Genomic DNA, 11,276 nt, shown 5'->3' on the forward strand with positions numbered 1-11,276 from the left:
GGTCCTGGGTGGTCTCGGTCCCGGACTGCGGGGTTGCCGGTCCCCGGCCCTCGGGGGTCGCGGTCCTCGTCTGCGCGATGCCCGGTCCCCGATGATCCGGGTCCTGAGCTGCTACTTCTCGCGTGCTGTGGCCGGTCCTCATGGCCGCTGCGTCCCGAGCTGCGGCTTCCGGTCCGGCGAGTTCGGTCCCTGGGACCGCACCGTCTTCAGAGGGCTTGGTCCCCGCGGGCGTTCCCGATTCGTCGCCCCCGGTCCTTACGCCGACCTCGGCTTCCGGGTCGGCCTTCTCGGGGACCGGTCCCCGAGGAGCCCTCGGTCCTCGGTCCCGGACCGGCTCGTCGGAACCGTCGGAAGTGGGGACGGGGACCGGCACAGTCGACGTCACCGTGGCCGTCGATGCGCTGCTGTGCGCCGGGGACCAGGGAGAGGGGAGCGGGACCGTGGCGAGCGCCAGCGCGTGTCGCCGGGCGGCGAGCTGGTCGAGCAGCTGCGCCCGCTGGAGAGGGTCGGTGCCGACCGAAGCCCTGCCGACCGCCTTTGATAGGCGTCGCGTCAGCCGCCGGCCGCGACGGCTCTGCTGCTGCTCGGGTGTGCGCTCGGCGAGGCGGGCGGCGAGGGTGACCGCACGGGCGGTGGCCCGGTCCCGGGTGATCTGCGCGGCGTCACGGTCCCGCGCGGCGATGCCCAGGCGGGACAGCAGCCGCTCGCGTGCCTCCCGGCCCAGGACGGCGAGCAGTCCGTTGGAGGCTGCACCCGGGGTGCGCAGGCGCAGCTCGATGCCCATGGCCAGGTGCCACAGCATCGCCGCCATGACCGGGCCGACGAAGGCACGGACCGTGCCTCCGACGGGGCCGCTCTCGGCATAGGCGGGGATCACCTGCACCGTGGTGATCACCCAGACCAGCGTGCCCGGCAGGCCGGGAGCGCCCTGGACGGCCAGATTCTGCCGTGCCATCAGCGCGGTGGCGAACAGGGCGAGTTCGGCGGCGGCGAACATGCCGGCACGCTCGGCGGTGCCGGCCATGTCGAGGTAGTCGGCCGCGAAGCGCCAGCTGGTGTCGGCGCTGTAGGCGGTGCAGCCCAAGGCGGCGACGGCGGCGACCTTGACCGCCGGGCCGCCGAGACGTTTCTGCGAGCGGGCCCCCCGGCGCCGGATGGCCCAGGCGGTCAGCACGAGCGCGAGGGCAGCGGGCACGACGGCGGCGAGGAGGAGAGGGAGGTCCGAGGTAGCACCGAAGGCGAGGACAGGGTGGGTCATGCTGCCTTTCCGAGAGGGGCGCGCGCCGGGGTCGACGCCGCCGGGCGGCCTGTCGGCTGCTGAGTGCCGGGAGCTGTGGGCGCGGTGGTGCCCTTGGCCTTGGAGGTCTTCTTCCGCTTCTTCTTGGAGCGGGGCACGCCGTAGTTGCGGTCGCGGTCGAAGACCTTGTTGGCCGCTTGCCGGAGCAGGTCGCGGGCGTGCTTGTGGCTGATCTGCAGGGCGGCGGCGAGCCGGTCGGGCTGCCAGCCCCGGACGTATGCGTGGTCGATGGCCACCTGCCGCTCGGCTTCCGTCAGGTGCACGTCGCGTCCCTGGAAGAAGGCGGTCACGCGCCGGTAGTCCAGGCGCCGGTGCAGGTTGTCGTGCAGCGGGCGCCGCTCGGCTTCGGTGAGCCCGCCCCAGACACCCTCCTTGAGGACGTTCTCCAGGGCGAAGTCCAGGCACGCGCGGCGTACGGGGCACCAGCCGCACAGCTCCTTCGCCTCCGCGATCTCCTCGTGATCCCGAGGGCCGGGGAAGAACACGGCGTCGGCGTCCTCGACGTCCATGCCGTGGCAGGCTCCGCGAACGTGCCAGCTGGTGTCTCCGATGCCGCGCAGGCCGGTGGCCGGCGCGTCATGGGTGGTGATGTGGCGCAAGGCGAGTCTCCGATGTGCTGCCACACCGGCCGGCTAGCGCAGTGCTCGGCGGGTGCGGCGTCGGGTGCCGGCTGCGGCGCGTGGGCGTGCGCCGCAGCCGGTGCGGGGTGAGGTTGCGGCGGTGCAGCGGACGGGATGCACGCGCCGGAGGCGCCGGTCAGGCCAGGGCGGGCTGCTGGGCCTGCTGGGCGGCGAGGTCCACACGGCCGGGGTGCGGGGTGGCGCGCGGCGTGATGGCGCGTACTCCGTCGTTGGGGCCGATCCGGCGGCGCCGGCATGGCTCGCCGACCGGGGCCAGGCACCACTCGCACCGCACGCTCAGTGCGTCAGGCAGCCCCTGCGCGACGGCGGCTTCGCGTGCTGCCCGGGCGGGCCGGAACGGTGCGAGAGCGGCTCGGGCGGCGGGTGGTATGCAGGAGCCGATCTGCTCCAGTCGAGCCTGCAGCCTCGGGTTGATCTCCTCCTGGCCGCTGGTGATGGCCCGGGCCTGTGCGGGTTGCGCTATGCCGTTGGCGACGGCGCGGCGGGTGCCGACCAGCTCGGCGGTCCAGGCGGCCTGGTCGTCCGGGTCCGCGGACGGTGTGGGGTCGGAGTGGAGGGCCAGGCGGTTGCGCCGGTAGCTCTCCCAGGGGCGGACCACGTCCGCAGGCTGGATCTGGTACGGCGAGGCGCGGTAGTGCTGGCGGACGGCGACGCGGGCGTCCCAGCCATGCGGGGTGGCCATCGGCACGTCACCGAGCAGCTCGTTCCACTGCGCGAGCTGGTCGCGGGCCTCGCCCTCGTCGGTGCGGATGCTGCGGGGGTCGAGCCTGCCGATGTAGGCCAACAGGGCAGCGATTTCACGGCGGTCCACGGTCAGCCCTCCGTTCCGGTCGGCTCGTCCAGGGCGGCGAGAAGGGCAGCGGTGTGCTTCTCGGCCCGCGTCATGCCACCGGGCGCGGCGGAGTTCTGGCCGGGCACGGCGTAGAGGTTCGGGCGGCTGGGGGCGTGCTCCCGGGTGATCCAGGCTCGCCAGTCGGCCGCCCAGGCTTCCGCCGGCCTCGGAGCATGGCCTGCTCGATGTGCACGCCACTTCGCGTCGGCGGCCTGCAGGCCCTGCTCGCCGAGGCGGTCGAGGTGTCCCTGCTGGCGGGCCCAGGTGTGGGTGGCTGGGGCGACCTGCCACTCGGCAGCCGAGGTGACAGCAGCACCACCACTGCTGTACCTCCGGTTCAAATCAGGTTCACTACGGTTCTGTGTGCCGGTGGCCGGTACATCGCTGTGCCGGTGGCCGGTACGCCGCTGTGCCGGTTTCCGCCTGGACCTGCCGGTTTCCGGTACTGCCGGTTTCCGGACCCTCGCGGGGGATTCCGGCACCTCACGCGGGCGGATTCCGTACCGCCGCAGGGCCGACAGCCGGAGCTTGGCAGGGCCAGCGGGCTCGTCCGGCGCCGCCGTGTCACCCGCTTCCTCCTGCTGCTCTCGCAGCGCCTGGGCGACCGCTTCGGCGGCGAGAGGCAGGCGGTAGACCGTGCTCCGCTGCGGGCCCACCAGGTCATCGAGCTGTTCCAGCTCGCCGGCGAGGACGAGGCGCTCGACGGCTTCGCGCACCGTGGAGACCGAGGCGCGCGTGCGCTTGGCCAGGCTGGACAGCGAGGCCCAGGAGATGCACTGATCGTCGGCCACCCGGTCGGCGATCGACAGCAGGACCAGACGCGCGGCCCCTCGGCTGGAGCTGTGCTCCCACACCCACTCGCGGGCTTCGCTGCTCATCGGCCGCTCCCGGCAAGCGGGCGGAAGCGGCGGCTCGCAGGGGCCTGGATGGTGCGGTCCGGCTCGGGGCGCTGAGGCGCCGAGGCGGAGCTAGCTGCCGCGCAGGCCGGACGGTAGGGCCTTTTGCGCAGGGCGGAGCGCATGCAAGAATCTCCTTTGGTGTTGCCACGCTGAGACGCCCCGTGGAAGGGATCAGCGTGGTGATGGTGGCGATCTCCGCCCTTGCCGGGGCGGTACAGCCGTTAAGCGTCCGGCGTCCGGGAGTTGCCGCTCTCGGGCGCCGTCGCTGTGTCCAGGTCCCTATGAGGCCCGGAGGTTGTGCACGTCATTGCTCCTGTGCTCGTCCATGCGGGCGGTCTGCCCGGCGGGGGACGACGAACATACGCACGGCTCCGCGTCAAGGTCCAGAGTTGGTTCTTAAACCCTGTAGAAGTCGCGTGAGCTGCTGCGACGGGGGTGGAGCGATCATGGGCGGTCCTAGCGCGTACGTAGGTCACGAAGGCCGGGCAAGGAGCGCTCACCGCGCTCTGCTGGCGTCGCAACACTTCAGTGAAGCTGTGATCGAGAACCTACGCCAAAGTGATCCCAGTCTGTCAACACTTAAGTGAAGCGTCTCGGCCTTTGGTCCCGGGAACTACACTGCAGTACAGTCCGGAGTCGGCGTCTAGATGAGAGGAGTCGGTGATGGTGGAGTCCAGCGGACCGGCGGAGGCGCCCGGCGGCGCGGCCGACGCTCGGCGCTCATTCGCCGACAAGCTCAACCACCTATTCGAGACCAAGAAGAACCCGGGGACCGGCAAGCGCTACACCAACGCCGAGGTCGCCCGGGCGATCTCCGTGTCCGAGAGCGCGATCTCGCAGCTGCGGACCGGCGCGAAGCCCAACCCCACCTACACGACGGTGGAACGACTTGCCGGCCACTTCCACGTCAAAGAGCAGTACTTCTTCTCGGACTACGACGCCGAGGAGGCCGAGAAGGTGCGCGCCTCCCTGGAGCTGATCGAGGCCGTAGCCGACAGCGACGTCCGCGGCCTTGCGCTTCGAGCCAACGGCCTCTCGGCGGACAGCTTGAGGATGATCACGGATGTGATCAATCAGGCGAGACGGTGGGAAGGGCTCGACAAGCCCGGGCAGTGATGTGACCTCCCTCACCTGCTGGGTGGATTTGACTGGTATGCCGCGCATGGATCATCAAGATCGCCTTGGGCAACCATCTGTACCTATGCAAAGCTCCGCTAGAACCACGCGGAATGGTGGGTTCCGGTTAGCGCAGGCCGTGTCAGCGCTCATTCGGGGGCTACAGCAAGGATCTCGTCCATGTTCAAGCGGCAATTCGCGCGCAGAGAGGCGCAGCTGAGGCGACTGTGTGAGGAGCAGTTGCGGGGGATCGAGATATCCGATCCCTACGCGGTGGATGAAATATGCCGGCAGCTCGCCGTCAAGCGTGGCCGCCCCCTGCACCTCCACGAATTGCCTGAGACCGGAGGGGCCAACGCTCCCTGCGGAATGGTCCTCTCGTTCGACCACGGGGATTACGTCTTTCACGTCGCGGCTACCAGCGAGCGGCATCGTGCACAAATCGTGCGCCACGAGCTAGCGCACCTGCTGCTCGGGCACGCCGGGAAGAACGAGAGCGTCGTCAGGTCTCTACTGGGAGTCCTGCCTGACGGGGTCGACCCCTCTGCCGTGCTCTCCGCTCTCGGCCGGACGAGCTACGACAGCGAGACCGAGTACGACGCCGAAATGGCCGCCTCCTGCCTGGGAGAGCTCTTTCACGATCTTGCCCACTCGGGCCGGGAACGCGGTCGGTCCGGTGCCGTGGCGCGGCTCGACGACGCCCTGGTCCACCCACGGAGGAACCGCCGCTCATGAGTACATCCACCCTCATCGCCGGCGTCCTCTGGCTGGTGGCTCTGTGGCGACTGCCGTCCCTCCGGCACTCTCGCAAGCAGCGAAGTCTGGCGCTGACCCTGGTGGCTCTCGCAGCTGCCATGACGTTCGAGGTTCCGCCGGTCAAAGAGGCAGTCGATGCCGCCGTCGGCGCAGACGCCAGGCTGTCGCCGCTGCTGAAGCACCTGCTCGGCGTTACCTCGGCGGCATATCTGCTCGACTTCGTCATCGCAGTCGTTCGACCGCAGGGCCTGGCAAGTCGCACCCGGCTGGTGGCCGCCGGCGTGACGTTGCCCCTCATGCTCGCCTTCTACGCCCTGGCCAACTGGACGTCAGGAGGGCCCGTCAGGCTTGGGGAGGGCCGTGGCGCCCTCTTTCCCGTCCTCTACATGACGGTCTTCACGCTGTACATCGGCATCGCCATGGTCGTCGCTACATGGCTGTTCCTCGGCGGCGTACGCCACAGCCGGACTCTCCTGGGGAAGGCCGGCCTCGGATTTCTGGGCTTGGGAACCCTGCTCGGAAGCCTGTACGCCCTCCAGCGCATCGTCTTCGTGACGGTTCAGCTTGCCTCCGGCACCAGCTATCCAGCCTTGGAGAACCTTCTCTCCACAACGCTCAAGCAAGCCACCGTCCTGTCGGTCGCAGTCGGCGTCTGCTTGCCTCCTCTCTCCGTCGCCGTGGAATACGTCGCCGCGTGGAGCACCCTGCGGAAACTGCGTCCGCTCTGGGTGCAGCTCACGGAAGCAGCCCCGTATGTGGTGCTGGCGACATCTGTAGGCAGGTGGCGTGTCCGCTTCCGGCTGGAGCGGTGCGTCATCGAGATCGAGGATGCCTGCCTGGCGCTTCGCGAGTACGTGTCAGTCGACATGCACACAAAGGCCCGGAGATTCGTCCGTCAGGAAGGGATCGCTGCGCAACTCTCTGACGCAGTGGCGGAAGCCTGCTGGTTGCGTGCAGCCGTCCAGAGCGCACGAAATGGGGAACGGCTGCGGGGAGTTGAATATCCACCCCTCGGCGTCACTGGCCGAGACAGAGCGAGCGAACTGTCATGGTTGCGCACCGTTGCCCGCGCGTACCTCTCCTCGCCAGTCGTTTCCGAATTCGTCCGGCAAGAACATTCGTCCGTTTCCCACGAGCAGGGCGCTTCGGAAAGGATCTCCTCAGATGACAACTGATGTCCGCCCCAGCGAGTCGCGGCTGGCCCGCCGCATTACAGACTGGCTTGAGCCGAAGAACTGGATCATCGCTGTCACGCTGCTGGTCGGCTGGCACACCGCAGAATGGACAGGTGTTGCTTGGGGTGTGGTCGGCGCCCTCTTCGCGGCCGTCATCCCGATCACCTTCATCAAGTACGGCATTCGCAAGGGTCACTGGGGCGACAGACACGTCGGAGCGAAGCCAGCACGGCTAGTCGTGATGGCCGTCATCCTGCTCTCCGTAGCCACCGGCATCGTCCTGATGCTTGTCGCGGGGGCGCCGCGCACCATGGTTGCCCTCATCGTCTCGATGCTTGTGACGCTCGCGATTCTCACCGCGATCACCTTCGCCTGGAAGATCTCCGTCCACCAGGCCGTGTCCGCAGGTGCCTGCGCGATGCTCGTGCAGACCTACGGCCCGTGGATGGCCCTTGGCTTCCTGTTGGTCGTCGTCGTCGGCTGGTCCCGCGTCGAGCTGCGGGACCACACACGCAACCAAGTGATCGCAGGCACCATCCTCGGCACCATCGTGGCTGCAGCCGTCTTCCACCTGGCGCGCTGATCCGAAGGAGGGGCGTGGTTGAGAGCGACCGCTACGGCTCCCAGGTATCTCACCCGGCTTTCGGGCCCTGCATCCCCGAGCTCGCGGGCCGGCAGGATCGGGTTTCAGTGCTCGTAGGACCAGGCCCGTCCGGTCTGCCGGTACTCGGTCACGGAGATGGGCTGCACTCCGGGGCGCATCCGGGCGGTGTACAGGTGGCCGTAGAGGTGGTCGATCTCGTGGTGGACCAGACGGGCGAGGCCGCGTTCGTAGTCAGTGGTCACGGTCGTCCCGTCGAGTGTCGTGGTCTCGACCGTGATCCGGAGGGGGCGAGGGACGAGGCCGCGTACGTCGAAGAAGCTCAGGCATCCCTCGTACTGGTCGTCGGTCTCCTGCGAGGCGGCGATGACCCGGGGGTTGAGCAGTACGATCGCGCCCGCTCCTGGCTCGGCGGGCTGGACGACGGCCGCGGCCCGGCGGATGCCGATCTGTGGGGCTGCAATGCCCATGCCCTTGGCGAACGTGTGGACGCCTGCGATGCGCGCCATGGAGGTGAACAGGCTTTCCACGGCTTGCTCGGCGGCCTCACGTTCGGCAGGGAGTGAGAAGGGGCGTGCTGGCTTGGCAAGGACGGAGGCGCCTTCCTGGACTACGCCGAGGTTGCGCATCTGCTCGCTGGGCCGCATCTCGTTCACGAGAACTCCTGTTGATTCGCGTGGTGTTCGCTCGGCCAACCGCGGTTGCAGTGGACATACGACGGGGTGCGCCGCTCGGGGTGCCGGTCATGCGGGCCAGGCGTTAGCTCGGCAGCTAGCGTGGCGTTGCCAGACATCCGCTGCGACTGTTGAAGCGTCCCGTATGGCCTGATCCAGAGGGTCGGGGATGCTGCCCCGTCCGAGGCCGGCGGAGGCGACTGCAGTGGAGAGCGTTCTGCGCTCGTCCTGGCTCAGCCCTTCGCGGCACACAGAGTGGGCCAGGACGTCTCGTGCGACGTACCCGTCGGGATGCGTCGTCGCTTCGCTGGTGAGGCGGCGCATCAATTCGGCTTGTCGGGGCTCTGGGGAGAGGTCGAGCACAACAAGTCCTACACGAGAGCGGAAGACGGCAAGGTCGGGGGCCGAGTCGAGAGCCAGGTAGTGCTGCACCATCTTGTTGATCGGCTCGACTGGCTGCTCGTCGGCTGCCCTGTGGCAGAGGACGGCAAGGGCTGCCGCGACGGCGTGCTCCCATGGCTCCACCAGGGTGCTCTCGTGTAGGAACTTCAACGCATCGCTGGGCTGCTCGCCGAGGCAGCGGACGAGCACCTCGACTTGGCGCCCGTCGAAGAGGCGCTGTCCCACGCCCCGGTGTTGCCTACTGTGCGCCCGGGCGTAGTCCCATTCGCCTGCTGCGACGAGGGCACGGGTTCCGTCGCCGAGGAGTACGGCCCACAGCCATTGGCATACCTGTTGATGGTCGGAAGCCGACTTCGTGAGGCGCTGGAAGGACGTGGCGCGGTCGTCGATGACCGCTTCCGTCTTCGATCTGACTGCTCGGTGCAGGGAATCGAGCAGATGATACGCGCCAGTCCCGTCGCCGTCGCGGATGCGCAGTCGGGCCAGGTTGACCAGGGGTTCCAGGGCGTACCGGGCTTCCTGCGCGCCCAAGGGCTGGGCGCGCAGGACGGCCTCGGCGTGGCGCCAGCACAGAGAGCGTGCCAGGTCCGGCATGCCGCAGTCGCTTGCGATCAGTGCCGCCTTGTTCAGGGCGACGGTTGCGGAGGTCACGTTGTCGTCGCGCTCGGCGGCGGCAGCGAGGTCGGTGATTTCGCGGATGCGTTCAGCGAGAGGCGGGCACGCTGGACGTGGACGGGCAACGAGCGGGAACCGCTTCGCTATCTGGCTGACGTCCATGTCACTGCCATTCGATGACGATGCGGTTCAGCGGGTTGTCGAAGGTGAAGCGGCCGGGCTTCGGGGCGAGCGGGGTCGCGTCGAGTGGTTGGATTTCGAACCCGACGTCGAGCGCCCGGAAGCCCTGGTTCCAGGTGCGGACCTGGTCCGCGACGTCCGAGGCGAGGGCTTCGGCGTCAGGGCCGTGGCCGATGACGCCGAACTCGTACAGGGTGGCGCCATCGGGGGCCTTCTTCGCGTAGGGGCGCCGGGTGAGGTAGGTGAGCGTGCCACCCTCGAAGACCGCGGTCGAGGACGGGTAGGGCGCGGTGACCAGGCCCTTCTCGATGGCCTCGTTGTTGGCGGGCATCCGGCTCAGGCCGTTCGGCATGGCGCAGGCGAGCCACAGCTCCAGGTACTCCGCCGATTCCGGGCCCCGGAAGGTGACGTCCGTCCACGCCTCGGCGCGCGGCTGGCGGAAGATGTCGCGCAGGGCGTCCGCGTCGACCTTCTGGTCTCCGTTGGTGACGAGCGTGACGGTGTTGTCGGTGTCCAGGGGAACGAAGACGCGCGGGTCGTCGGCGATGCCCCTGCGCAGCGGCATGAACGTGTTCATCTGGCTGCCGACGCTGCGCCAGGCTCCGTCCTGGTTCTCGAAGGCGATCGAGCGGGAGACGCTGCCGCGCAGGCGTAGTGGCGAGAGGAGTCGTCCGCCGGGGGCGAGCTGGTCGAGCCAGGCGTGCGGAACGCCGTGGGCGCCGACGGTGGCTTCGATCCGGTCGTACGGCGCGTTGGAGGCGTGGCCCACGGCTCCGTCTCCGAGGACCACTTCGACGTTGTGGATGCCGGCGGCGGCCAGCCCGCCGCGCGCTCCGTCCACGATGTCCTCGTCCACGTCGATCGTGGTGACGTGTCCCGTCTCGCCGACGAGGTAGCCGAGGAGTCCGGCGTTGAAGCCGGTGCCGGCCCCCAGCTCCAGGATCTTCTGGCCGGGCTGGACGTCGAGTTGTTCCAGCATCATGGCGACGATGTCGGGCTGGGAGGCGCAGCTGATGGAGCGGCCGGATCCGTCGAACTTCGTGTCCACGGGTGTGTTGCCGTACGCCTTTTCCAGGGGGGCGTTGGGGACGAAGAGGTGGCGGGGTACGGTCCGCATGGCCTCCTCCACCCGGGGCGTGCGCACGCACCCGGTCTCGACCAGGTGGTCGATCAGCTGGGCGCGCAGACGGTCTGCGGAGGGGGCTTCGATGGTGTCACTGTTCACCCCGTTGACCGTAGTGCTCGCCGTCCCCTCAGCTCGGGTGGACGCGGTGTTGTCGCTCGTTCCCATGACTACCTCTTTCGCGAGTGTTGACAAGGTGCGCTGGTCCTGGGCGGCAAGGCCCAGGCGGTTGAAGTGGAAGATGCCGTGGTGGGCGATCACGGCCCGCAGCCCTCGTTCCAGGCGGCCCTGACGGTTGAGGTCTGCGAGCTGCTGGCCAAACCACTCGAACGTGGCTATCCACTCGGCCAGCGGCGCGAGTCGGCCCTGGGTGACGCTGCGGCTGGTGGTGCTGACGTCGACGGTCATCAACCGGTGGACAGCGGCCCGGTGCCGTTGCGGACTGCAGACCTCGTCGCCGGGGCGCTCGGCCGCGATCCTCGCCCAGACGTCGCCCTGCTCGTACCAGTCGAGACCCGCCGCGCGCATCGCCACGCTGAGCAGGAGCACCGCCAGCTCGCGGCGGCCGAGCTGGGGACCGGTGACTGCCTGCTGGCGGGCCGCCTCCTCCAGCAGGTGACGGCTGTCGTAGTGGAACAGGGTGTGGGCGATCTTCATCGCGGCGGGGCCGCCGAAGGCTGTCTCTTCCGGCTCGTAGATGCCTCGCGTCCAGGAAGCGAGGACGCCGGCGTCGACCAGCTCGTCCAGGGCAGCGTCCAGGGCCTTCGCCGTGTCCGGGCCCGCGGCCCGGTATCGCAACCGCCACCAGGGGAACTTTCGCAGGAATGACCACTGGGCCAGTTCCGACTCCTGGGCGATCAGCACTGGGAGCAGATGCTCCACGGCGGTGGCCTCCGCGCGGCTCCAGTCGGTGAACCGGATGAGGCGTTGCGGCCATTCGTCCGCTGCCATGTTTCCTCTTCTCG

Annotated in this window: 11 protein-coding genes; 4 read left to right on the plus strand and 7 right to left on the minus strand. The window is 69.0% G+C overall.

Translation table 11 applies throughout. From position 1 onward, the window contains the following. From ABZ659_RS01970 to ABZ659_RS01985, 4 genes are all read right to left on the minus strand, one after another. Positions 1 to 1,258, minus strand: a 1,258-nt coding sequence (locus ABZ659_RS01970) for a hypothetical protein (protein WP_360212425.1), incomplete at its 3' end; no start/stop codon positions are given. Next, positions 1,255 to 1,896 (minus strand): WhiB family transcriptional regulator, encoded by a 642-nt coding sequence (locus tag ABZ659_RS01975; protein WP_210962016.1) that lies wholly within the window; start codon positions 1,894 to 1,896, stop codon positions 1,255 to 1,257. The genes ABZ659_RS01975 and ABZ659_RS01970, both read right to left, overlap by 4 nt. A 157-nt stretch (positions 1,897 to 2,053) precedes the next feature. Then, entirely contained in the window at positions 2,054 to 2,749 is a 696-nt protein-coding gene (locus ABZ659_RS01980) for a hypothetical protein (RefSeq protein WP_054100443.1), read from the minus strand. 2 nt (positions 2,750 to 2,751) lie between these two features. Further along, entirely contained in the window at positions 2,752 to 3,648 is an 897-nt protein-coding gene (locus ABZ659_RS01985; protein WP_360212428.1) for a helix-turn-helix domain-containing protein, read from the minus strand. A gap of 684 nt (positions 3,649 to 4,332) precedes the next feature. On the opposite strand from ABZ659_RS01985, the gene ABZ659_RS01990 reads away from it, so the two are divergent. The 4 genes from ABZ659_RS01990 (at position 4,333) to ABZ659_RS02005 (ending at position 7,299) form a co-directional block, all read left to right on the plus strand. Next, positions 4,333 to 4,785, plus strand: a complete 453-nt coding sequence (locus tag ABZ659_RS01990; protein ID WP_054100446.1) for a helix-turn-helix domain-containing protein — start codon at positions 4,333 to 4,335, stop codon at positions 4,783 to 4,785. A 180-nt stretch (positions 4,786 to 4,965) separates the two neighbouring features. After that, on the plus strand, positions 4,966 to 5,520 hold the full coding sequence (locus ABZ659_RS01995) for a secondary metabolite protein (protein ID WP_360212430.1): 555 nt from the start codon (positions 4,966 to 4,968) through the stop codon (positions 5,518 to 5,520). Continuing rightward, positions 5,517 to 6,716, plus strand: a complete 1,200-nt coding sequence (locus ABZ659_RS02000; RefSeq protein WP_360212432.1) for an MAB_1171c family putative transporter — start codon at positions 5,517 to 5,519, stop codon at positions 6,714 to 6,716. The genes ABZ659_RS01995 and ABZ659_RS02000 overlap by 4 nt, the downstream gene beginning before the upstream one ends. After that, positions 6,706 to 7,299, plus strand: coding sequence for a phosphatase PAP2 family protein (locus ABZ659_RS02005; protein WP_054100449.1), 594 nt, complete (start codon positions 6,706 to 6,708; stop codon positions 7,297 to 7,299). The genes ABZ659_RS02000 and ABZ659_RS02005 overlap by 11 nt, the downstream gene beginning before the upstream one ends. Before the next feature lie 104 nt (positions 7,300 to 7,403). Here ABZ659_RS02005 and ABZ659_RS02010 read toward each other — a convergent pair whose 3' ends face one another. From ABZ659_RS02010 to fxlM, 3 genes are all read right to left on the minus strand, one after another. Then, on the minus strand, positions 7,404 to 7,964 hold the full coding sequence (locus ABZ659_RS02010; protein WP_360212814.1) for a peptide deformylase: 561 nt from the start codon (positions 7,962 to 7,964) through the stop codon (positions 7,404 to 7,406). A gap of 96 nt (positions 7,965 to 8,060) precedes the next feature. Next, positions 8,061 to 9,170, minus strand: a complete 1,110-nt coding sequence (locus ABZ659_RS02015; RefSeq protein WP_360212434.1) for a hypothetical protein — start codon at positions 9,168 to 9,170, stop codon at positions 8,061 to 8,063. Position 9,171: 1 nt separating this feature from the next. After that, complete coding sequence (gene fxlM / locus ABZ659_RS02020; protein WP_360212436.1) at positions 9,172 to 11,262, minus strand: methyltransferase, FxLD system; 2,091 nt, start codon at positions 11,260 to 11,262, stop codon at positions 9,172 to 9,174. Between the last annotated feature and the right edge of the window lie 14 nt (positions 11,263 to 11,276).

Source organism: Streptomyces sp. NPDC006997 (assembly GCF_040635175.1).
In the GTDB taxonomy this organism is placed as follows: domain Bacteria; phylum Actinomycetota; class Actinomycetes; order Streptomycetales; family Streptomycetaceae; genus Streptomyces.

What these genes read in the sequence shown, in the direction of transcription:
- ABZ659_RS01985 (WP_360212428.1), bottom strand. Translation starts at nt 3,648, where the DNA reads ATGAGCAGCGAAGCCCGCGAGTGGGTGTGGGAGCACAGCTCCAGCCGA.
- ABZ659_RS01990 (WP_054100446.1), top strand. Translation starts at nt 4,333, where the DNA reads ATGGTGGAGTCCAGCGGACCGGCGGAGGCGCCCGGCGGCGCGGCCGAC.
- ABZ659_RS01995 (WP_360212430.1), top strand. Translation starts at nt 4,966, where the DNA reads ATGTTCAAGCGGCAATTCGCGCGCAGAGAGGCGCAGCTGAGGCGACTG.
- ABZ659_RS02000 (WP_360212432.1), top strand. Translation starts at nt 5,517, where the DNA reads ATGAGTACATCCACCCTCATCGCCGGCGTCCTCTGGCTGGTGGCTCTG.
- ABZ659_RS02005 (WP_054100449.1), top strand. Translation starts at nt 6,706, where the DNA reads ATGACAACTGATGTCCGCCCCAGCGAGTCGCGGCTGGCCCGCCGCATT.
- ABZ659_RS02010 (WP_360212814.1), bottom strand. Translation starts at nt 7,964, where the DNA reads ATGCGGCCCAGCGAGCAGATGCGCAACCTCGGCGTAGTCCAGGAAGGC.
- ABZ659_RS02015 (WP_360212434.1), bottom strand. Translation starts at nt 9,170, where the DNA reads ATGGACGTCAGCCAGATAGCGAAGCGGTTCCCGCTCGTTGCCCGTCCA.
- fxlM (WP_360212436.1), bottom strand. Translation starts at nt 11,262, where the DNA reads ATGGCAGCGGACGAATGGCCGCAACGCCTCATCCGGTTCACCGACTGG.